Here is a 20,973-nt window from a genome sequence, read left to right on the forward strand (position 1 = left end):
GTGATGGATCGAACGGCGCGTGGCCCGTTGGTCGTGCGGGAGTGCCGACTGTGAGCGCCCCGGCGATCGTGATCGCGGCGCCCGCGTCGGGTAGTGGCAAAACGACGCTGGCCACCGGGCTCATCGGCGCGTTGCGGCGGGCTGGGCACCAGGTGGCACCGTTCAAGGTCGGCCCCGACTACATCGATCCCGGGTATCACGGGCTCGCCGCCGGGCGTCCCGGCCGGAACCTCGATCCTGTTCTGGTAGGCGAGGATCGGGTGGTCCCGCTGTACCGGCACGGTGCGCGTGGGTGCGATATCGCGGTGGTCGAGGGCGTGATGGGTCTGTTCGACGGTCGCATCGACGAGCTTCGGACGGAGGCGGTGGCCGAGGGTTCCACCGCGCAGGTGGCGAGTCTGCTCGGCGCGCCCGTCGTGCTCGTCGTCGACGCGCGCGGGCATTCGCAGAGCCTGGCGGCCCTGCTCCACGGTTTCGCCACCTTCGACTCCGCCGTCCGTCTCGGCGGCGTGATCCTCAACCGCGTCGGCAGCGAACGCCACGAACAGGTGCTGCGCTCGGCCTGTGACCGCGTGGGCATCCCGGTCCTCGGCGTGCTCCCGCGCATGGCCGAATTGGAAGTCCCCTCACGCCATCTCGGCCTCATCCCCGCCGTCGAACACGGCACCGCCGCCACCCGCGCCGTCGACGCGATGACCACTCTCGTCGCCACCCACGTCGACATCCCCGCGATCGTCGCCTTGGCAGGCGGATCGGCACGGGGTCCCGCCTGGGATCCACTGAACGAACTGGCCGCCGCCGACCGGGCCGCGCTGTCCGACGGAGCCGACTTGTCCGGCCCGACGCCGAGCTCGCGGACCGGACCCGGCGTATCGGCTGCGAATCCCGAGCCGTCGAGCAAGCTCACCGCCATCGCGGAATGGTCGGGTGGGGGGCCGGTGATCGCGATGGCCGGTGGTCCCGCGTTCACTTTCGGTTACGCGGAGCACCGCGAACTGATGCTGGCCGCCGGTGCGCGAGTCGTCGTCTTCGATCCACTGACCGACGAATTGCCCGAGGACACAGCGGGTCTGGTGCTGCCCGGTGGTTTTCCGGAGGAGCACGCCGCCCAACTCTCGGCGAATGCAGGCCTGCGCGATGCGATCGCCGACGGCGCCGCCAGGGGTCTCCCGGTCCACGCCGAATGCGCCGGTCTGCTGTATCTCACCCGCGCCCTCGACGGGCACCCGATGGCCGGTGTCATCGACGCCGACGCCGAGTTCGGCCCCCGACTCACCCTCGGCTACCGCGACGCCGTCGCCCTGCACGACTCGGTGCTGTGGCAGGCGGGCGCCCGTGTGCGCGGCCACGAATTCCACCGCACCCGCCTGATCCGCGCCGACGTCACGAGCGCGGCATGGGGCTGGCGCACAACCGGTTCCGTATCCGAAGGCGCCGTGATGCGACAGGTCCACGCCTCCTATCTGCACACCCACCCCGCTGGAAACCCTGACGCGATCCGCCGATTCGTCGATGCCGCACAGAGATTCGACCGGGCAGGCCATGGTCGCAGATAGCGGGGGCTCGCTCCGTGCCCGACGTGGCGGTCCGCTGATGGTAGGCAGTGCCGAACCGAAGGTGACCGGGCAACCCGATGACGAGGGCGCTGAACGAGCTGTCGCCGTCGGCATCGGCGTTCGTCCGGGTACCACGGCGGACCGCATCGTGAGAGCCGTCGAAGTGGTTGTCGGACAGCGTCGGATCACCTGCCTGGCGACCCTCGATACGCGCGCCGCCGAGCCCGACGTGCGGGCGGCCGCCACCATCCTCGGGGTGACGCTGCTCGGCTTCACCGCCGAACAGCTGTCCGCCGTGACTGTCGCGCACAGTTCCTCGCGCACCGCGGCGGCTGTCGGAACTCCGAGCGTCGCCGAAGCCGCCGCGCTGCTCGCCGCGAACGGCGAATCGGTCGACGCCCGAACAATTGTCGACGGAATCGTGGTGGCAATGGTATCGGCGGAACCGAATTAATTCGCTGGGCACGATCGAGCGCTGCCAGTAATGTCTGTTCCAGCAGTCGTACGGCGGGCCGGAACTGATCGGTTACCTTTCAACCAAGCGGTCGCAGGTTCGAATCCTGTCCGCCACCGCAGGTGGCGGTAGCTCAGTCCGGTAGAGCACTCGGAGCGTCCGGTCGGGACACACACGTCCGTCGTACGATTGCGACGGAGTGGAGCGGGCCGAATTCGGTCGATCATCTGGTGACCTCGTAAGTCAAGGCGGGTTCGAACCCCGCGTCGGAAAGCGATTTCCGTCTTCGGTCGAAACACCATGCCCGCTCGCTCCGCGTACCTGCCCCGTCGGGTCCGGGGCCGAAACAACGCTGCCAGGCGTTCGGAGGGGAACAATGAACATTCTGTCGCGATTCGACCGTCGCAACACACCGCAGACCGCACCGGCCGACAGCCGTCAGGTCGCCAACAATGCCGGTGGCCACGTTTTCGAGATCACCCCGCGGGCGCGAGTGCGTCGCTTCCTGACGCTCGGCACGGAATCGGGAACGTACTACGTGAGTCCCGCCGCGCTGACCGCCGACAATGCCGAGTTCCTCGTCGAGTACGCGGCCGAGCACACCGCCGACCTGGTGCGCGAGATCGTGGAGATCTCCACCGCCGGTCGCGCGCCGCGACAGAACCCGGCGCTGTTCGCCCTCGCCGCCGCGGCGTCGGTCGGCGATGTCGACGGTCGTCGGACCGCCCTCGCCGCATTGCCGCAGGTCGCGCGGACCGGCACACACCTGTTCCTGTTCGCCGGATACATCGAGCAGTTCCGCGGCTGGGGTCGCGGTCTGCGCCGGGCGGTGGCGAACTGGTACCTGGACAAGCCGGTCGACGCGCTCGCCTTCCAAGCGGTCAAGTACCGGCAGCGCGAAGGCTGGACGCATCGCGACCTGCTCCGCCTGTCGCACCCGGCGGCCACCGACGACGAACGGCGCAGGCTGTTCGACTGGATCTGCGGTCGCGTGACCGAACTCGACGGCTTGGCCGTGATCGAGGGCTTCCAGCGTGCGCAGACCGCCCCCGTCGTCCAGGTGCCCGCGCTGGTTCGTGAGTACCGGCTCGGCTGGGAGATGCTGCCCGATGCCGCGCTGAACACCCCCGAGGTGTGGGAGGCGCTGCTGGACAACGGGATTCCGCAGACAGCACTGTTGCGTCAGCTTCCGCGTCTGACCCGGCTCGGCTTGCTGGACCCGCTCGGATCGCGGACGGCCGCGATCTGCGCTCAGCTCACCGATCCGGCGCGACTGCGCGCGGCCCGGGTGCATCCGGTCTCGGTGCTGATCGCGCTGCGCACCTACGCGTCCGGGCGTTCGGCGCGCGGCTCGGGCACCTGGACACCGTCGGCGCCGGTCGTCGACGCGCTCGATTCCGCGTTCTACGCGGCGTTCGAGCTGGTCCAGCCGACCGGTCTGCGGCACCTGCTCGCGCTCGACGTGTCCGGGTCGATGATCGCGCCGATCAGTGGTCTGCCGCTGTCGGCACGGGAGGCCTCGGCCGCGCTCGCCCTCGTCACCGCCCGCACCGAACCCCGGCACCAGATCGTCGGGTTCACCAGTGCCGGTCAGGGGTGGGCGCAGTCGAACGCGCTGTCGGAGCTGACGATCTCACCGCGCCAGCGGTTGGACGACGCGGTACGCGCGGTGTCGGGTCTGCCGTTCGGCGGAACCGACTGCGCGCTGCCGATGCTGCACGCCTTGGACAAGGGCATCGAGGTCGACGTGTTCTCGATCTACACCGACAACGAAACGTGGGCGGGTTCGACGCACCCGCACCAGGCGCTGGCTCGCTACCGCCGCGAGGTGAACCCGCGCGCCAAGCTGGTGGTGGTCGGGATGACCGCGACGAACTTCAGCATCGCCGACCCCGACGACGCGGGCATGCTCGACGTCGCCGGTTTCGACGCCGCGGTGCCGTCGCTGCTGGCCGACTTCGCCACGGCCGCGTAGAAAACGGAGCCGCCGCGACCTCGTTGTCGCGGCGGCGCCTATCTTCTCGCGCGGAAGTTCCTCACCCTCAGGGGGCGACCGAGGACCAATCGGCGAAACCGGTGGGGTCGTGGCGACCCATGGAGGCGTGTTCGAACAGGCCCCAGCCCTCGGCGTCGCCGCAGCGGGCGTACCCGATGTGGTCGATCACGCCGTAGGGGACGCGGGCCCGGATACCGGGGTCGGTGAGGTCGTAGGTGCTCGACAGCGACCAGTTCTCACCCATCCAGCGACCGTGGGTCCAGTCCGGGTCTGCGCCGTACCCGCAGCCCACGTGCAGGGCGATGCCGGGACGGGATTCGATCTCGACCTCGAGGGGCTTGCCGTCGGGAGTCGTCATGTCCAACCGGACCGAGCGAGGGTGGCGGGTGCCCGGTTCGTAGACCCAGTGCATGCGCGGCCAGCCGAGCTGTTCCTTGCGGCCGTCGTTCCAGACGCGCACCGCGTTGTTGAGGGTGCGGGTGCCGTCGGGTTCCTCCTGCACGATCACCACGATGGCGAAATCGGGGAACCGCAGCGGTGCGTACAACCACCAGAAACCACCCATGCCGGTCGGCCTGCCCGCCGGGTCGGGTTCGCCGGAGGGACGGATGCCCCAGGAGCGGTCACGACTGCCGGTCCACACCGCCGGATCGACGGTGTGGTCGCGGCCGTGCACCGCGAGTGTGCCCTCCCACGAACCCAATTGGGCGAACCGCGACGCCTCGATGATCGGTCGTGTGCCCAACAGGATCAGGTGCGGTTGTTCCTGCACGGCGGGCTGCGCACCGGTCCAGGTGAGGTCGAAACCGAGGTCGTCGTGCTCGCAGACCACGCGCAGCTTGCGCAGCGGCTCGATCACCTCGATCCGGTAGCCACCGACACTCGTGTCGAGATCACGTGCGGTGAGCGCGTCGGAGAACCGTACACTGTGCTGGGTGTCGCCCTGGCGCGCGCACGCGAACGCATCGACCACACCCAGGTTCGGGTACACGCCGAAACCGGTGATGAGCATGGTGTCACCGGCCGGGTCGAAGGCGTTGAAGTAGTAGCGGTCGTAGAAGTTCCGGTCGCTGGTCGCCACCCGGGCCAGCGACAGCGGCGTCTGGTGGACGGGGTACTCGTCGAGCGGAACGGGCATGATCGCGTTCATCGTCAGTCCCATTCGTAGGTGCCGTCGAGCAGCGCTTCGAGCCCGCTGCGGTGCATGATGTAGTCGTCGCGCTCGTCGGGCACGGTGTCCTCGCCGAAGTGGATCATCCGCCGCTTGATCCGTGCCATCACGATCGCGTGGCGCAGTGCGGCGTACACGATGTAGAAGTCGAGGTCGGTGACGGTGTGACCGGTCCGCTTCTCGTACTCGGCGACCACGTCGTCGCGGCGAAGGAAATCGGCCAGGCCAGGCTGGTCGAACTTCGTCGCGATGTCTTGGAAGAACCGGTGGATGAAGATCAACCAGCCCAGATCCAGCTCGCGGGGGCCGAGGGTGGCCATCTCCCAGTCCAGCACGGCGACGGGGGCGAAACCGTCGAACAGGATGTTGCCGGGACGGGCGTCACCCCAGTTGAGCACCTCGGCGCCGGTCTCGGCGGGCCAGTGCGCCTCCAGCCAGTCGAACGCGCGCTCGATCAGCGGGATGTCGATACCGTCGTCGGCCAGCGCCCACCGGTACCAGGCGCGCTGGGCCTCGAAATGCCTGCGCAGCGCGGAACCTTCGCCGTCCAGCGCGGGGAAGCGCTCGGCCGCGTCGTCGATCGCGTGCACCTGGGCGATCACCTCGACCGTCGCGGTGGTGATGCCCCCGCGCTCGGCGGGGGTCGCGTCGAACACCCAGCCGAAGAACACGTAGGGCGGGTTGTCGGCGGCCACCTCGCCCTCGACCTTGTCCATGACGAAAAATGGTGTGCCGAACACGGATTCGTCGGTCTCGAGCCAGCGCAGGGCGGGCACCGGCACCTGCGACGCCGCCGCGACACCCGACATCACCTGGTACTGCAGCGGCAGGTCGTAGGACTGGAACACCGGGAACGAGGAGTCCTCGGGCGCCATCCGCGCGACGAACGAGCCGCTCTCGGCGACGCCGTTCACCGACCACGCGGCGTCGAACAGGACCGTGGTGCTCGACATACCGCCGGTGGCGGGCTTGCTGAGAGCGCTGATCGTCGGGGGTGCGTCGGCACCGAGCTTGTCCGAGAGCCACTGCGCGAGCCGCTCGCCGAATGCGTCGAGATCGAGCTCGGTGACGGTCAGCGACTGCTGCGCGGTGTGGTCGGTGTCCTCGGACATGTATGGAGTCCCCTGTCGGCGTGGTGAAACGTGTTCCGTACCGGCGTACCGGAAGACCGGCCGGAATGTAAGCCGGGCGTCGGTGAGCGGGATTCAGGGTTGACACCTCCAAGATCGGGGTTTCCCCCGATGCGCGCCCGCGTCGGTCTCGGTGAAGCTTGCCGGACAACCCTTTTCGAGGTGGAGGTAGGCAGTGACGGCAGTTGTCGCGGAGCACGCGGTCGAGGAACCGGCGCGCGAACTCGCGCCCGAGTGGCACCCGCTCACCCGGCTCGCGTTCCGGTTCTGCGTCGCCTACCTCGGCCTCTTCTGCCTGTGGATGGCACAGATCAGCTACGTGTTCCTCGGCGTGATCGCCTTGCGGATCCCCGAGGACGCCATCGCCTGGCAGCTGCTCACGCTGGCCCCGGTGAGCAGCTGGATCGGTGAGCACGTGTTCGGGGTGGCGGCCGAACTGACGATGAACGGCAGCGGCGACCAGGCCGCCATCTGGATCCAGTGCGGGCTGGTGCTGGTGGTCGCGGTGCTGGTCACCGTGGTGTGGTCGATTCTGGACCGGCGTCGACGTGCCTACCCTCGGGGCGCGAGCTGGTTCCTCGCCGGGCTCCGACTGGCCGTGGGCGGGCAGATGCTGTTCTACGGCTTCGCGAAACTGGTCCCCACCCAGATGCCGGAACCGGCACTGACCACCCTGCTCACCCGGGTCGGCGACCTGAGCCCGATGTCGATGCTGTGGACCCAGGTCGGTTCGGCGCCCGCCTACGAGGTGGCGCTCGGTGCGGCCGAGGTGCTCGCCGGGCTGCTGCTGTTCTGGCCGCGCACCGCGACCCTCGGCGCCATGCTCAGCGTGATCAGCATGGCCCAGGTGTTCCTGCTGAACCTCACCTTCGACGTGCCGGTGAAGATGCTGTCGGGGCATCTGCTGCTGATGAGCCTGGTGCTGCTGGCCCCGCAGGCGCGACGGTTGCTCGATGTGCTGGTGCTGCAACGTCCTTCGGAACCGATGACGCAACCGCCGCTGTTCCGGTCCGCGCGTGCCGAGCGGTGGGCCACCGTGGTCCAGGTCGCGGCGGCGGCATGGATCGTGGTCGGGTTGATCGTGTTCTCCGCCGAATCGTGGCGCGAATACGGCGGTGGCGCACCGGAACCGGAGCTGTACGGCATCTGGGAGGTGTCGGAGTTCACGATCGACCAGGCGTCCGTGCCGCCGTTGAGCACCGACCCCGTCCGCTGGCAGCGCCTCGTCGTCGACAAGGGAACCGCGGCCTATCAGCGCATGGACGACACGATCGTCCCGGTCGTGGCCACCTTCGACCCCGCGACCGCGAGCCTCACGCTCGCGACCGCGCCGAGCGCACCCGATCAGGCGCCGACACCGTACGCCACCCTCGCCGTGGACCGTGCGGCAGACGACCGGCTCACCCTGCGCGGCGACCTCGCGGGCGAGCAGGCGACGGTCGTCCTCACCCGCGTCGACCTCGACGGCTTCCCCCTGCGCGGCACCGGTTTCCGGTGGGTGCAGAACAATCCGTACGTGGGCTGAGCCGGGCCCGGTGCGGTGGGGCCCGTGTGGAGAGCTGTCCAACGGGTGGACCGATGCCCGGCGGCGGGTCGACGCGGCAACGGCCGGGTGGGTGCGGGGATCGGCGCGTCACGAACTAGGCTCGGAGATTGTGCCGAACACGTCTGACACCGCAGCGACCCAGCCCGCCGGGGACCCGAACTACCTGGTCGGGCTCGATCTGCGTGGACGCAGAGTCGTTGTCGTCGGCGGCGGCACCGTCGCCCAGCGTCGGCTCGGGCTGCTCGTGGCCGCCGGTGCGGACGTGCACGTGATCAGCCGGGCCGTGACCCCCGCCGTGGAGGGCATGGCAACGGCCGGGCAACTCACCGTCGAACTGCGCGACTATCGCGACGGTGATCTCGACGAGGCCTGGTACGCGATGGCCTGCACCGACGAACCCGAGACCAACGCGGCCGTCGTCGCCGAGGCCACCGCGAAACGGATCTTCTGCGTGCGGGCCGATATCGCCCGCGACGGCACCGCCGTCACCCCGGCGACCGCCCGTTACGACGGTCTCAGCCTCGGCGTGCTGGCCGGTGGCGCGCACCGGCGCTCGGCCGCGGTCCGCAACGGCCTGCTCGAAGCGCTGCAATCCGGTGTGGTGACCGACGATTCGGAACCGGTGACGCCCGGCGTCGCACTGGTGGGTGGTGGCCCGGGCGACCCGGACCTCATCACCGTGCGCGGTCGTCGCCTGCTCGCTCGCGCCGACCTGGTCGTCGCCGACCGGCTCGCGCCGCCGGAACTGCTCGCCGAACTCGGCCCACACGTCGAGGTGATCGACGCGGCGAAGATCCCCTACGGCCGGTCCATGGCGCAGGAGGCGATCAACCTCGCCCTCGTCGAGGGCGTGAAGGCGGGCAAATTCGTCGTGCGGCTCAAGGGTGGCGACCCGTACGTCTTCGGGCGCGGGTACGAGGAGCTAGAGGCGTGCGCCGAGGCGGGCATCCCGGTGACGGTGGTACCCGGCATCACCAGCCCCATCTCGGTACCCGGTGCCGCGGGCATCCCGGTGACCCATCGCGGGGTGACCCACGAGTTCGTGGTCGTGAGCGGGCACGTCGCTCCGGATCACCCGGACTCGCTGGTCGACTGGTCGGCGCTGGCCAAGCTGCGCGGCACCCTCGTGCTGATGATGGCCGTGGAACGCATCGACAAGTTCGCCGCCGCCCTGCTCGACGGCGGCAAGCCCGCCGACACCCCGGCCACCGTCATCCAGGAGGGCACGCTGCGCACCCAGCGGGTGGTGCGCGCCGACCTGGCCACCGTCGCCGAGCGGGTCAAGCAGGAGGGCATCCGGCCGCCCGCGATCATCGTCATCGGGCCGACGGCGGCCTTCGGCGCGGAGTCCGCCGAGCCCGCCTGAGGTCACGATCTCGGCGGATGCCGCCGACACCGTCGTTTACAGTGGTCGACTGTGCTCGAAAACCCCGCTGCCTCGAAGCAGTCCCCGGTGAAGCAGTCGGCCTTCGGGCTCGCGATCATCGTCCTCAGCGGCCTGCAGTTCATGGTCGTGCTCGACGGCACCGTCGTGATCTTCGCGCTGCCCCGGCTGCAGGACGAGCTCGGCCTGTCCAGCTCCGGCGGGGCGTGGACCGTGACCGCCTACGGCCTGACCTTCGCGGGCATGATGCTGCTGGGTGGCCGCCTCGGTGACGTCTTCGGCCGCAAACGCATGCTCATCACCGGGGTCGGCCTGTTCACCGTCGCCTCGCTGGCGTGCGGCCTCGCCCAGGGAGAGCTGGCGCTGCTGATCGCGCGCGCGTTCCAGGGCGCGGGCGCGGCGATCGCGGCACCGACGGCGTTCGCGCTGGTCGCCACCACCTTCGCGCCGGGCAAAGCGCGCAACCAGGCGGTGGCCGTCGTCGGATCGATGGCCGGGATCGGTTCGGTGAGCGGCCTGGTGATCGGTGGCCTGCTCACCGAGATGTCGTGGCGGATGATCTTCCTCATCAATGTGCCGATCGGCGCGCTGATCGTGCTCGGGGCGGTCTACACGCTCTCCGACACCGCGCACCACCGGGCACCCCTCGACGTGAAGGGCGCGGTGCTCGGGACCCTGGCCTGTGCGCTGGTCGTGTTCGGCGCCACCGAGGGACCGTCGTGGGGCTGGGACAGCCCCGTCATCCTGACCTCGCTGATCGTCGGCGTCGTGCTGCTGGTGGCCTTCGTGCTCATCGAGCGCAACGAGGCCGACCCGTTGCTGCCGTGGTCGCTGTTCGACAGCCGCGACCGCAACTCGACCTTCCTGCTGATCTTCCTCGCCGGTGCGGTGCTCGGCGCGATGACGTTCTTCGTCGCCCAGATGCTGCAGAACTCGCTCGGCTACAGCCCGCTGCACGCCGGTATCGCCTGCATCCCGTTCACCATCGGGATCGGTGTCGGTGGCGCGCTTGCCTCCAAGGCCGCGCTGCTCGTGCCCGCCCGCTGGCTGCTCGCGGCCGCCGCGCTCGTGCTGTCGGCGGCGCTGCTGTTCGGGTCCACGCTGGACCGGCACATCAGCTACGTCACCACCCTGCTGCCGCTGCTGGTCGTGATCGGCTTCGGGGTGGGCGTGGCCATGGTGCTGGCCCCGCTGTGTGTGCTCGTCGACGTGCCGCCGTCCGACATCGGCCCGCTGTCGGCGGTGGGGCAGATGTTCATGAACCTGGCCACGCCGATCGCGATCGGTCTGCTCAGCCCGATCGCGGCCTCGCGCACCCTGTCGCTCGGCGGTAGCACCGACACCAAGGTGTCGGCCATGACCGGGCCCCAGCTGGACGCGCTCACCAGCGGCTACACCACTGTTCTGCTCGTCTGCTCGGGGTTGGCGTTGCTGGCCGCCGTGGTGGCGCTGACATTGCGCTTCACGCCGAACCAGCTGGCCCAGGCCCAGCACGCCCAGGAGGAAGCCCAGCAGGGCTGAGTTCAGAGGCGCCCGGTCACCTGGTAGGGCGTGATGCGAACCGTCACCCGTTCGGCGTCCTGCGCCGAGGCCGGGTTGAATTCGGCGTAGGGCAGGCCGGTGTATTTCAGGGACAATTCGTCGGGCAGCAGGCGGTCCGGATCCGGGACGAGGGTAGCGGTGCCCCGGACGGCGGCATAGACGAACGGGCGCTCGGGCGGGTTGACCATCACCGTCACGCGCGGGTCGCGGGCGAGGTTCTTGGCCTGCTGACGGGCGACCGTCGTGGAGAACAGCAAGTCGTCGCCGTCGCGTTTGATCCAGACAACAGTCAGGTGCGGATGGCCGTCGGCGCCGAGAGTGGCGACGGTGGCATAGGCCTTCTCGTTGTCGATATAGGTGGACAACTCTTCGGACAGCGCGGTTGTTCGGGTCATGTCGGTACGAACACGGTGGTCGGGGCGGGCATTCCGGGGCGTTGCGGCAGAATGACATTCGACCATCGGTCCCGTGACGGGGTTGCCCGATGGTTGACGCGGCATGAGACTGAAGGGATGTCTGTGCTCGCGGAGAACCTGCTCGACCGGTGGATCGCCTTGGCCCCGAACGGCTCCGAAGCCATCGGGGCCGGGATCATCGGTCGCTACGCCGAACCGCATCGCCGCTACCACACGCTCACCCATCTGTCGGTGATGCTGGCCGCCGTCGACGAATTGGCCGAGGCCGCAACCGATATCGACGCGGTGCGCTACGCGGCCTTCTTCCACGACGCGATCTACGCCGTCGACCGCGCCGACAACGAGGAACGCAGCGCCGACCTGGCCCGTGACGTGCTCGAATCACTCGGCGCCGCACCCGAACTCGTCGACGAGGTGGTGCGCCTGGTGATTCTCACCCGAGGCCACAACCCGGAAGCCGGTGATGCCAACGGCGCCGTGCTCTGCGATGCCGACCTGGTGGTCCTCGGTGGGACAGCGCAGGAGTACGCCACCTACGCGGCCGCCATCCGGGACGAATACCGGCACGTTCCCGACGACCTGTTTCGGGCGGGTCGTGCCTCGGTGTTGCGCAACCTCGCCGAACAACCGCGCCTGTTCCGCACCGCGCGGGCCTACCAGCGGTACGAGGCGCCCGCCCGCGCCAACCTCGCGGCCGAGCTCATCGGCTTGTCCGGCTAGTCCTTGCGTCCGGTCAGCGCGAGCGAGGCGCCGAGCCCGATCATCACCAGCCCACCGGTGCCGCCGACGGCCGCCAGCCGACGCGGCGAGCGGGCGAACCAGGACCTGGCCGACCCGGCCGCGACGGCCCACAGCGAGTCGAAGATCAGGCCGAACAACGGGATACACAGACCGAGGATCAGCATCTGCTGTGCCACGGCGCCACGGGTGGGGTCGACGAACTGGGGCAGCAGGGCCGCGAGGAAGACGATGGTCTTCGGGTTCGCGAGGCCGACGACGAACCCGTCACGCAACGCCGCGATCGCGCGTCGGTCGCGCCCGTCGGGTTCGATCGCCAGGGCGTCGCGCAACTGGGTGCGGTGCCGGAAGGATTGAATCCCGAGGTACACAAGGTAACCCGCGCCGATGAGCTTGATCGCGGTGAACACCGTCGCCGATGCCGTCACCACCGCCCCCACACCGAACGCGACGGCGACGACCTGGAGGTACACGCCGACAGCGTTACCGACCACGTTCAGCAGCGCGGTCCGTCGACCGGCGGTCAGCGCCCGTCCGATGGTGAACAACACACTCGGACCAGGCACGAGAACGAGCAGCAACGCCAGACCGGCGAACGACGCCAGCGCACCCGAGGAGACCATGGACCTCACGCTATCCGGGCCGCGCTCAGCGCGCGAGGGCGTTGTTCGATTCGATCGCGGCGACGATGAGGTCGGCCACGCCGCGCTGCCCGGCCGGGGTCGGGTGATAGGGGAGCAGCGTCCGGTCGGCGAGGATCGGGTCGAACCAGCGCACCGACGGATCCGCGCACATCCCGAACGCACGCGACGCGGCGACGGTGTCGACGTAGAGCGCGCCGTGTGCGACGGCTTCGCGGGCGACGACCGTGTTGAGCCGTTCGAACGCGGACTGGATGTGGGCGGCGTCGGCGTCGCGCAGCCCGGCCATCGCGGGACAGCCGCGGTCGGTGAGATAGGTCGGCCAGCCGTCGACGACGATCACGGCGTTCGGGGCGCGGCGGGCGATGTCGTCCAGGGCGGCCGCGTAGGACGGGGCGATCGCGTCGATCCGCGCACCCCACTCGCTCTCGCTCGGGCAGCCGGTCAGGTGGCAGTGGCCGAGGATGTACCCGGTCATGTCGGCGTCGTTGGCGCCGATGTGCAGGGTGACCAGCCGAGTCGCGGGACCGAGCGCGTCGAATTGCGGAGCGATGTCGGGTGCCTGCCGCTGGGACAGGTGCGCGATCTCGGCCGCGCTGCAGGTGCGGTCGTCCAGGGTGAGGCCGAGGCTTCGCGCCACCAGCTTCGGGGCGTTGGCGGTCGAGCGCAGGCAACGCAGCGGCGCGGCCAGATCGAGGTCGGCGGCGCCCGTGGTGGCCGCCCCGGAATCGCCGAGCGCGACGTAGGCGGCACCGCTCGCGGGCTCGGCCAGCGCACCGGCCGGGAGCAGGGCGGATGCCGAAACGATCAGCGCGGCCAGCACGGCGCGCAACGGGTTGGTCATCGAACATCCTGACGGGGAGAGCTCTCGTGCCGCCGGTCCGGTCGGCCGAATCCAGGCTAGGGCCGCGGAGTCGCCGCTGTCATTGTGGTGCGTCCCCGCAGTCGTTGTGGTTCGTCACGACCGCGGTTGACAGGCAAGTGGCTGCTTGCCTATTGTGGCAGGGGAAGAGAGAAGGAGTGCTCGCCGTGAGCGATATCTTCACCGCCCTCGCGGACTCCACCCGTCGGGCACTGCTCGACGAACTGGCCGATCGCGATGGTCAGACCCTGTTCGAACTGTGCGGCAGGCTCGTCACGAAGTACGGCATCAGCTCGTCGAGGCAGGCGATCACCCAGCATCTCGGGGTGCTCGAGCAGGCGGGCCTGGTCCATTCGCGGCGCGTCGGCCGCTACAAATTCCACTACCGCGACTTCACCCCGCTGCGCGAACTGACGGCGCGGTGGCCCATCTCCCAGGAGGACACATGATCCGCATCGGCGTCACCAGCGTCTTCGTCGACGACCAGGACAAGGCCGAGAAGTTCTACACCGAGGTGCTCGGCTTCCAGGTGAAACACAAAGTGCCCCTCGGTGAGTACTCGTGGGTGACCGTGGTCTCGCCCGCCGATCCCGACGGCATCGAACTGCTGCTCGAGCCCGACCAGCACCCCGCCGCCAAGGCCTACAAAACGGCACTGAGCGCCGACGGCATCCCGATGATGATCTTCACCGTCGACGACATCGATGCCGAATACCGCCGCCTCAGCGACCTCGGCGTGTTCTTCACCCAGCCGCCCCAGCCGATGGGTCAGGTGACCACCGCCATCTTCGACGACACCTGCGGCAACCTCATCTCCCTGAACTCGCCCGTCGCCGAATAGCCGCCACGACAACCTCTTTCGCCGACCCCGGTGCGCGTTGCCCGGGGTCGGCGACCTCGGGGAACAATCGTGGGGCGTGGCCGGTTGACCCCGCACATGACGACACTCGGATTGATCGGTAGCGGATTCATCGGTTCCACCCTGGCCCGGCTCGCGGTCGACGCGGGTCACGACGTGGTCCTCAGCAATTCGCGCGGCCCGGAAACCCTGGCGGACCTGGTCGCCGAGCTCGGCCCACGCGCCCGCGCGGCCACCCCCGCCGAAGCGGCCGAGGCGGGCGACTATGTCGTGGTCACTGTGCCGCTGAAGGCGTATCGCGAGGTTCCGGTCGCGCCGCTGGTGGGCAAGGTGGTGTTCGACACCAACAACTACTACCCCGAGCGCGACGGCGCGTTCCCCGAACTCGACGCCGACGAGACCACCACCAGCGAACTCCTGCAGGCGCACCTGCCCGAGTCGACGGTGGTCAAGGCCTTCAACAACATCGCCTACGCCAACCTCGCCGAACTCGCCCGCCCCGCAGGCGCCGCCGACCGCTCCGCCCTGCCGATCTTCGGCGACGACGCCGACGCCAAGAAGCTGGCCACCGAGTTCATCGACAGCCTCGGCTACGACGTGGTCGACGGCGGACCGCTCACGGAAAGCCGCCGCTCCCAACGGGATACGCCGGTCTACGTGCACCCGTACGCCGCCGACAGCAACTGGCCGCCCGCCTCCAAGCCCGCGAGTGCCGACGAGGTGCGCGCGGCCCTCGCGGCGGCGCAGGGCTAACCCGTTCCCCACCGCCCCGCGGCCCGCAACCTGGCCAGCGTCGCCTGATCGGGGTGATGTTCGACCAGAAAGCGGGGCGGGAACAGGCCGGGCACGGACCGCAAGCCGACCTCGCGATCGAGAACCTCCCACGGAACCGGGAACAATGACGCGGTCGCCAGGTCGACCATGCTGACTACGTGGGCCCGCGGAAGCAGGGTGGGAACGGTGTCGGTCCACGCGGCCACCGTGTCTTCGATGCCGTTCGGGGCCCGCACATGCAGGAGTTCGGCGACATACTCGGTGCGCCGACCGGAGTCCACGTCAGCCTGCAGGCTCGGGTACTGGGCGGCATAGACGGGCGCGGCGAGCGCGGCCTCGGCCGAACGGATCGCCGCCCACGCGGGGTGGCCGAGCGGTACGGTGAACGGCACGAGTCGACCCTGTCCGTCGACCGTGTACGGAACCGGCGAGACCGGCCGCACGGCGTTGTCGAACATTTCCCGGGCGACGGCGACCAGTTCACAGACCCGCTCGGGCGAACTGGCCACCCCGGCGAGCACACCGAAACTGCCCGGCACGAAGCACAGGGGCTGTGCGCCTGCCTTGTTTCCGAGCCCGGCCAGCCAGCCCTCGACCAGCGGCAGAGAACCTGCGTAGAGATCGCCGTCGTCGTCGGAAAGGAAGTGCACACCTTCGTCGGGGTCGAAGCCCGACACGGTCTCCACCGCGAAGTCGGTCATGTTGGTACGGGCGGTCGCGAAGACGGTATGGGCATCCACACCCCACTCGACCAGATCTTCCGGACTGACCGTGCGCATCGAGGTCGGCAGATCGATCACGACGCGCTCGGTGAGACATGGCAACAGCGGCCGCCACACGATGTTCTCCCCGATGCGTTGACCCTGGACCTCCAGTGTGAGGTCACCGGCCGGTCGCAGCACCGGGCGCAGCGTCGGTGCCATCGTCGCCCAGTCGGCGACGGGTTCGGCCATCGCTGTGCTCGCTGCCAGCGCCCCGCGCAGATACTCGGCGAGTAGTTGGACCGCTTCCTCGCCGTCGAGGCCCTCGGCCAGCCGGAACGGTGTCCGCAGCCCGCACTGCTGTGGTGTGCCGTCGGCGTAGACGACGTCGACGTGGAATTCGGCAGCATCGAACTCCGCCGAGACGACCTCGGGGAACGCCCGCAGGATGTCGACCGCCCACTTGCCGAAAATCTCGTCCCGCGAAGCAGATTCGCGACGCCGGAACAAACCCCTACCGAAACCCATTGAGCACTCTCTCGATCACACGTGCCCGGTCGGACGCGACCGAACCGCGGAACGTTACCGCCCGTTGGCCCGGCGCGCATCCCGGGTCAGGTGATGATGAGAAGTTCGGTGGGGGAGGCGATTTCGGTGCGCAGTCCGGCCTTGGTCGCGACCCGGGCGACGGCGCGGATGTCGGCCGGTTCGGCGCGGGTGAGGACGAGCGCCCGGGCGAGCAGCCCTTTGTGGTGTTTGTTGAAGTGGCTGACCACGGTGCGGGAACCGTCCGGGTGTTCGGTGAGCACATTCGCGGTGATGGCGTCGGGGACCCGGCCCAGCTGCTGATAGGTGCCCGAGCGCAGATCGACGACGAGTTCACCGGCGGCTTCGGCGTAGAGGGCGTCGGGGAGAACGTCGCGCCACACGGCCGACAGCGTGGGCAGGCCGGGGAGTTTGGAGCCGCCGGAGAGGCGGTAGGCGGGAATCGGATCATCCGCGCGGACGGCGCCGAACAGGGCCGAACCGATGCCGAGTCGGGCACCGGCCTTGGCCCGCTGCGCCTTGGTGAACGACTTCGCGTCCAGCGCGTCGTAGAGCACGCCGGTGTAGCGCTCGAGCGCGGGCCGGGTGGGCGACGTGCGCAGGGCCGCGTTGCGGGCGATCTCGGCGTCGGCACCCTTGCCGAGCCCGAGCACGGACGCGGCGGTGGCCGGGTCGGCGGCCAGCTGGACCACCTCGGTCACCAGCTTGTCGCGGACCGCGCTGAGCTGCGGCATCGCCAGATCGTCGAGGTTCAACGGCGCGCCCGAACCGCCGTCGGATTTGGTTTCGGAGGGAGGCAGCAGCACCAGCACGATCGTCAACGGTAATCGCGGCCCGATCCCGGGCGGGGCGCGGGAGCGGATTCGACGCGGCCTTTCGTGGCGCAGGTGGTAATCGGCTGTCGGCCGTGTCGGACCAGGGACTACCCTGTGCATCCGTGATCACCCGCCTCTCCCGCCTGTTCCTGCGCACCCTGCGAGACGATCCCGCCGACGCCGAGGTGCCAAGCCACAAACTGCTCGTCCGCGCCGGGTACGTCCGCCGCGTGGCCCCGGGTGTGTACTCGTGGTTGCCGCTCGGTCTGCGCACCCTGCGCAAGATCGAGGACGTCGTGCGCCAGGAGATGGACGCCACCGGCGCCCAGGAGATCTCCCTGCCCGCGCTGCTGCCGCGCGAACCCTACGAGACCACCAACCGGTGGACCGAATACGGTGACGCGCTGTTCCGGCTGCAGGACCGTAAGGGCGGCGACTACCTGCTCGGCCCCACCCACGAGGAACTGTTCGCGCTCACCGTGAAGGGTGAGTACAACTCCTACAAGGATCTGCCGGTCACGCTGTACCAGATCCAGGCCAAGTACCGCGACGAGGAACGTCCCCGCGCGGGCATTCTGCGTGGCCGCGAGTTCATCATGAAGGACTCCTACTCCTTCGATCTCGACGACGACGGCCTCGCCAACAGCTACGCCACCCACCGCGCCGCCTACCAGCGCATCTTCGACCGGCTCGGCGTCGAGTACGTGATCGTGGCCGCCACCTCAGGCGCCATGGGTGGTAGCGCGTCGGAGGAATTCCTCGCCGAGAGCCCCGTGGGCGAGGACACCTACGTGCGCTGTGTGGAGTCCGGGTACGCGGCCAACGTGGAAGCCGTGGTCACGCCCGCGCCCGCGCCGCTGCCGATCGACGGCCTGCCCGCCGCCGTCGAACACCACACCCCGAACACGCCGACCATCGCCACCCTGGTCGACTGGGCCAACGAGGCGAAGGTGCTCGACCGCGCGGTCACCGCCGCCGACACGTTGAAGAACGTGATGGTGAAGCTGCGTCACCCCGACGGCAAGACCGAGATCCTCGGTATCGGCATCCCCGGCGATCGCGAGGTCGACGACAAGCGTCTCGAAGCCGCCGTGGAACCCGCCACCGTGGAACTGCTCACCGAGGCCGACTTCGCCGCCAACCCGTTCCTGGTGAAGGGCTACATCGGCCCGAAGGGCTTGCAGGCCAACGGTGTTCGCTACCTCGTCGACCCTCGCGTCGTCGACGGCACCGCCTGGATCACCGGTGCCGACGAGCAGGGCAAGCATGTGGTCGGCCTCGTCGCCGGGCGCGACTTCACCCCGGACGGCACCATCGAGGCCGCCGAGGTGCGCGACGGTGACCCCTCGCCCGACGGTGCCGGTCCGCTGGTGTCGGCGCGCGGTATCGAGATCGGCCACATCTTCCAACTCGGCCGCAAGTACACCGACGCCTTCGACGTGGACGTGCTCGGCGAGAACGGCAAACCCGTCCGCCTCACCATGGGCTCCTACGGCATCGGCATCTCCCGCATGGTCGCGGTGATCGCCGAACAGCAGCACGACGAGAAGGGCCTGCGCTGGCCCGCCGAAGTCGCCCCCTTCGACGTGCACGTGGTGATCGCGAACAAGGACGCCGCCGCCCGCGACGGCGCCGAACACGTGGTGGCCGGTCTGAACGCCGAAGGCCTCGAGGTCCTCTTCGACGACCGCACCGCCTCACCCGGGGTGAAGTTCAAGGACGCCGAACTCCTCGGCATGCCGTGGATCCTGGTGATCGGCCGCGGCTGGGCCGAGGGCAAGGTCGAACTCCGCGACCGCCGCACCGGCGAGGCCGAGGAGATCGCGGCCGAGGACGCCGTCAGCGCGGTCACCGCGAGGGTTCGCGGCTGAGCTGTTTCCCACGATCGCGCTGTCCCACCGACCCGGGGCAGCGCGATCGTCGTTTCCGGCGGGCGGGATCTTCCCGGCGCGGCGGCCGATCGCGGACCGTGCGGATCCGGTCGGACGAACTTACGCTTACGTAGGGGAAACCTGCAGGTAGACGGGGTGGCAAGGGGTGGGGCGCTGATAAGTTGACGGGTATGACGAGTTCGCCCAGCCTGTTGTTCAACCCCGCCACCTACGACCCGCAGCATTTCGATGCCGAGACTCGGCGGCTGTTGCGGGCCACCATCGAGTGGTTCGAGTCCAAGGGCAAGGCGCGGTTGCTGGCCGACGACCAGGACGCGGTGTGGGTGCAGGACTTCCTCGACTTCGTGGCGAAGGAGAAGCTGTTCGCCACCTTCCTGACCCCCGCCGCCTACGCCGACGGTGATCCGAACCGGCGCTGGGACGCCGCGCGCAACGCGGCACTGTCGGAGATCTTCGGCTTCTACGGTCTGGCCTACTGGTACGCCGAGCAGGTCACCATCCTCGGCCTCGGCCCGATCTGGCAGAGCGACAACGAGATCGCCAAGCGCAAGGCCGCCGCCGACCTCGCCGACGGTCAGGTCATGGCCTTCGCGCTGTCGGAGCGCGACCACGGCGCCGACATCTACAACACCGACCTGATCCTCACCCCGAGCGAGCCGGGCAGCGCCGACGCGGAAGCGGGAATCCTGTTCCGCGCCAACGGCGAGAAGTACTACATCGGCAACGGCAACGTCGCCTCGATGGTGTCGGTGTTCTCCCGCCGCGCCGACATCGATGGCGCCGACGGGTACGTCTGGTTCGCCGCCGACTCCCGCCACGACAACTACCAGCTGATCGACAGCGTCATCCACGGGCAGATGTACGTGAGCCACTTCCGGCTGGACAACTACCCGGTGACCGCCGCCGATGTACTCCACGAAGGGCCCGAAGGGTTCTCGGCCGCGCTCAACACGGTGAACGTGGGCAAGTTCAACCTCTGCCACGGCAGCATCGGCATGGTCGAGCACTCGTTCTTCGAGGCCATCACCCACTCCAACAACCGCATCCTCTACGGCAAGCCCGTCACCGACTTCGCCCACGTGCGCGGCAATTTCGTCGACGCCTACGCCCGCCTGATCGCGATGAAGCTGTTCAGCGACCGCGCCGTCGACTACTTCCGCAGCGCCTCCCTCGAGGACCGCCGCTACCTGCTGTTCAACCCGATGACCAAGTCCAAGGTCACCTCCGAGGGCGAGGTCGCCATGACCCTGCTGCTGGATGTGCTGGCGGCCAAGGGTTTCGAGAAGGACACCTACTTCCACGAGGCCTCGCGCTACATCAACCACCTGCCCCGGCTCGAGGGCACGGTGCACGTGAACGTGGGTCAGATCCTCAAGTTCATGCCGAACTACCTGCTCAACCCGGCCGAATACCCGGCGGTCCCCACCCGGCTCGAGGCGGGCGACGAGGAGTTCTTCTGGAAGCAGGGCCCGGCGCGCGGCGCGGGCAAGGTGCGCTTCGCCGACTGGACCCCGCCCTACGAGGCGGCCGCCGACGTGCCGAACGTGGGCCGCTTCTACGAGCAGGCCAAGGCGCTGCGGGAACTGCTGCTCACCGCCGCACCGGACGAGGCGCAGCAGAAGGACCTGGACTTCATGCTCACCGTCGGCCACCTGTTCTCCACGGTGGTCTACGGTCAGCTGATCCTCGAGCAGGCCGAACTCACCGGCCTCGATCGCGACGTGCTCGACCAGATCTTCGACTTCCAGATCCGCGACTTCAACACCCAGGCCACCGCGCTGCTGGGCAAGCCGTCGGTCACCGACGCACAGCGCGACTGGGCTGTCGGTGCCCTGTGCACGCCGGTCGCCGACGCCGCACGGTTCGACCGGGTGTGGCAGCAGGTGGAGTCCTACGACGGCGCGTACGCGATGCGTCCGTAGTGAACGGCGACGGTCCGGCCTGCTCCAC

General features: G+C 69.2%; 19 protein-coding genes. 12 read left to right on the forward strand and 7 right to left on the reverse strand.

Annotation, left to right across the window (positions count from 1 at the left end; translation table 11 throughout):
• The first annotated feature begins 50 nt into the window (after positions 1-50).
• The 3 genes from NC7_RS07225 (at position 51) to NC7_RS07235 (ending at position 3,985) form a co-directional block, all read left to right on the forward strand.
• A complete protein-coding gene (locus NC7_RS07225; protein ID WP_373861228.1) occupies positions 51-1,556 on the forward strand; it encodes a cobyrinic acid a,c-diamide synthase CobB in 1,506 nt (501 codons plus the stop codon).
• Between the two features lie 37 nt (positions 1,557-1,593).
• The gene (locus NC7_RS07230; RefSeq protein WP_067980642.1) at positions 1,594-2,010 is read left to right on the forward strand and encodes a cobalamin biosynthesis protein; all 417 of its coding nucleotides are present in this window, start codon (positions 1,594-1,596) and stop codon (positions 2,008-2,010) included.
• Between the two features lie 376 nt (positions 2,011-2,386).
• On the forward strand, positions 2,387-3,985 hold the full coding sequence (locus tag NC7_RS07235; RefSeq protein WP_067980644.1) for a TROVE domain-containing protein: 1,599 nt from the start codon (positions 2,387-2,389) through the stop codon (positions 3,983-3,985).
• A gap of 67 nt (positions 3,986-4,052) precedes the next feature.
• Here the strand turns inward: NC7_RS07235 and NC7_RS07240 are convergent, their stop codons facing one another.
• Together NC7_RS07240 and NC7_RS07245 are read right to left on the reverse strand one after the other, a co-directional pair.
• The gene (locus NC7_RS07240; RefSeq protein ID WP_236573372.1) at positions 4,053-5,156 is read right to left on the reverse strand and encodes an Rv3169 family protein; all 1,104 of its coding nucleotides are present in this window, start codon (positions 5,154-5,156) and stop codon (positions 4,053-4,055) included.
• A 2-nt stretch (positions 5,157-5,158) separates the two neighbouring features.
• On the reverse strand, positions 5,159-6,289 hold the full coding sequence (locus NC7_RS07245) for a phosphotransferase family protein (protein WP_067980646.1): 1,131 nt from the start codon (positions 6,287-6,289) through the stop codon (positions 5,159-5,161).
• A gap of 193 nt (positions 6,290-6,482) precedes the next feature.
• Between NC7_RS07245 and NC7_RS07250 the strand changes: the two genes are divergently transcribed.
• The 3 genes from NC7_RS07250 (at position 6,483) to NC7_RS07260 (ending at position 10,758) form a co-directional block, all read left to right on the forward strand.
• Entirely contained in the window at positions 6,483-7,832 is a 1,350-nt protein-coding gene (locus tag NC7_RS07250; RefSeq protein ID WP_067980648.1) for a DoxX family protein, read from the forward strand.
• 130 nt (positions 7,833-7,962) lie between these two features.
• Complete coding sequence (gene cobA, locus NC7_RS07255; RefSeq protein ID WP_067980650.1) at positions 7,963-9,219, forward strand: uroporphyrinogen-III C-methyltransferase; 1,257 nt, start codon at positions 7,963-7,965, stop codon at positions 9,217-9,219.
• A gap of 51 nt (positions 9,220-9,270) precedes the next feature.
• A complete protein-coding gene (locus NC7_RS07260; protein WP_067980652.1) occupies positions 9,271-10,758 on the forward strand; it encodes an MFS transporter in 1,488 nt (495 codons plus the stop codon).
• A gap of 2 nt (positions 10,759-10,760) precedes the next feature.
• Here the strand turns inward: NC7_RS07260 and NC7_RS07265 are convergent, their stop codons facing one another.
• Complete coding sequence (locus NC7_RS07265) at positions 10,761-11,174, reverse strand: PPOX class F420-dependent oxidoreductase (protein WP_067980654.1); 414 nt, start codon at positions 11,172-11,174, stop codon at positions 10,761-10,763.
• A 117-nt stretch (positions 11,175-11,291) separates the two neighbouring features.
• Between NC7_RS07265 and NC7_RS07270 the strand changes: the two genes are divergently transcribed.
• The gene (locus NC7_RS07270; protein WP_067980655.1) at positions 11,292-11,915 is read left to right on the forward strand and encodes an HD domain-containing protein; all 624 of its coding nucleotides are present in this window, start codon (positions 11,292-11,294) and stop codon (positions 11,913-11,915) included.
• On the opposite strand, the gene NC7_RS07275 is transcribed toward NC7_RS07270, so the two are convergent.
• The gene (locus tag NC7_RS07275; RefSeq protein WP_067980658.1) at positions 11,912-12,556 is read right to left on the reverse strand and encodes a LysE family translocator; all 645 of its coding nucleotides are present in this window, start codon (positions 12,554-12,556) and stop codon (positions 11,912-11,914) included. The genes NC7_RS07270 and NC7_RS07275 overlap by 4 nt on opposite strands.
• Before the next feature lie 25 nt (positions 12,557-12,581).
• Positions 12,582-13,418 carry an SGNH/GDSL hydrolase family protein gene (locus NC7_RS07280; RefSeq protein WP_084458112.1) on the reverse strand — a complete coding sequence of 279 codons (837 nt, stop codon included), beginning with the start codon at positions 13,416-13,418 and terminating at the stop codon, positions 12,582-12,584.
• Positions 13,419-13,603: 185 nt separating this feature from the next.
• Between NC7_RS07280 and NC7_RS07285 the strand changes: the two genes are divergently transcribed.
• The 3 genes from NC7_RS07285 to NC7_RS07295 all read left to right on the forward strand — a co-directional run bounded on the left by NC7_RS07285 (position 13,604) and on the right by NC7_RS07295 (position 15,048).
• Positions 13,604-13,885, forward strand: coding sequence for an ArsR/SmtB family transcription factor (locus tag NC7_RS07285; RefSeq protein ID WP_174550203.1), 282 nt, complete (start codon positions 13,604-13,606; stop codon positions 13,883-13,885).
• On the forward strand, positions 13,885-14,277 hold the full coding sequence (locus NC7_RS07290) for a VOC family protein (RefSeq protein ID WP_067981239.1): 393 nt from the start codon (positions 13,885-13,887) through the stop codon (positions 14,275-14,277). Before NC7_RS07285 ends, NC7_RS07290 begins: the two co-directional genes overlap by 1 nt.
• A 96-nt stretch (positions 14,278-14,373) precedes the next feature.
• A complete protein-coding gene (locus NC7_RS07295) occupies positions 14,374-15,048 on the forward strand; it encodes an NADPH-dependent F420 reductase (RefSeq protein WP_067980662.1) in 675 nt (224 codons plus the stop codon).
• Here the strand turns inward: NC7_RS07295 and NC7_RS07300 are convergent.
• Positions 15,045-16,298, reverse strand: coding sequence for a DUF1444 domain-containing protein (locus tag NC7_RS07300; protein WP_067980664.1), 1,254 nt, complete (start codon positions 16,296-16,298; stop codon positions 15,045-15,047). The two genes, NC7_RS07295 and NC7_RS07300, sit on opposite strands and share 4 nt — an antisense overlap.
• A gap of 86 nt (positions 16,299-16,384) precedes the next feature.
• Positions 16,385-17,128: a peroxide stress protein YaaA gene (gene yaaA / locus NC7_RS07305; protein WP_067981240.1), complete on the reverse strand. Its 744-nt coding sequence runs from the start codon at positions 17,126-17,128 to the stop codon at positions 16,385-16,387.
• Between the two features lie 125 nt (positions 17,129-17,253).
• On the opposite strand from yaaA, the gene NC7_RS07310 reads away from it, so the two are divergent.
• Positions 17,254-19,002, forward strand: coding sequence for a proline--tRNA ligase (locus tag NC7_RS07310; RefSeq protein WP_067980666.1), 1,749 nt, complete (start codon positions 17,254-17,256; stop codon positions 19,000-19,002).
• Between the two features lie 191 nt (positions 19,003-19,193).
• Positions 19,194-20,945, forward strand: a complete 1,752-nt coding sequence (locus NC7_RS07315; RefSeq protein WP_067980668.1) for an acyl-CoA dehydrogenase family protein — start codon at positions 19,194-19,196, stop codon at positions 20,943-20,945.
• Positions 20,946-20,973 lie beyond the last annotated feature (28 nt).

The sequence above is a fragment of the Nocardia caishijiensis NBRC 108228 genome, assembly GCF_001612825.1.
GTDB classification, from domain to species: domain Bacteria; phylum Actinomycetota; class Actinomycetes; order Mycobacteriales; family Mycobacteriaceae; genus Nocardia; species Nocardia caishijiensis.

Excerpts from the sequence above, each read along its gene's own strand:
- NC7_RS07230 (WP_067980642.1), top strand. The coding sequence starts at position 1,594 with ATGGTAGGCAGTGCCGAACCGAAGGTGACCGGGCAACCCGATGACGAG.
- NC7_RS07235 (WP_067980644.1), top strand. The coding sequence starts at position 2,387 with ATGAACATTCTGTCGCGATTCGACCGTCGCAACACACCGCAGACCGCA.
- NC7_RS07240 (WP_236573372.1), bottom strand. The coding sequence starts at position 5,156 with ATGAACGCGATCATGCCCGTTCCGCTCGACGAGTACCCCGTCCACCAG.
- NC7_RS07245 (WP_067980646.1), bottom strand. The coding sequence starts at position 6,289 with ATGTCCGAGGACACCGACCACACCGCGCAGCAGTCGCTGACCGTCACC.
- NC7_RS07265 (WP_067980654.1), bottom strand. The coding sequence starts at position 11,174 with ATGACCCGAACAACCGCGCTGTCCGAAGAGTTGTCCACCTATATCGAC.
- NC7_RS07270 (WP_067980655.1), top strand. The coding sequence starts at position 11,292 with ATGTCTGTGCTCGCGGAGAACCTGCTCGACCGGTGGATCGCCTTGGCC.
- NC7_RS07275 (WP_067980658.1), bottom strand. The coding sequence starts at position 12,556 with ATGGTCTCCTCGGGTGCGCTGGCGTCGTTCGCCGGTCTGGCGTTGCTG.
- NC7_RS07280 (WP_084458112.1), bottom strand. The coding sequence starts at position 13,418 with ATGACCAACCCGTTGCGCGCCGTGCTGGCCGCGCTGATCGTTTCGGCA.
- NC7_RS07295 (WP_067980662.1), top strand. The coding sequence starts at position 14,374 with ATGACGACACTCGGATTGATCGGTAGCGGATTCATCGGTTCCACCCTG.
- NC7_RS07300 (WP_067980664.1), bottom strand. The coding sequence starts at position 16,298 with ATGGGTTTCGGTAGGGGTTTGTTCCGGCGTCGCGAATCTGCTTCGCGG.
- NC7_RS07315 (WP_067980668.1), top strand. The coding sequence starts at position 19,194 with ATGACGAGTTCGCCCAGCCTGTTGTTCAACCCCGCCACCTACGACCCG.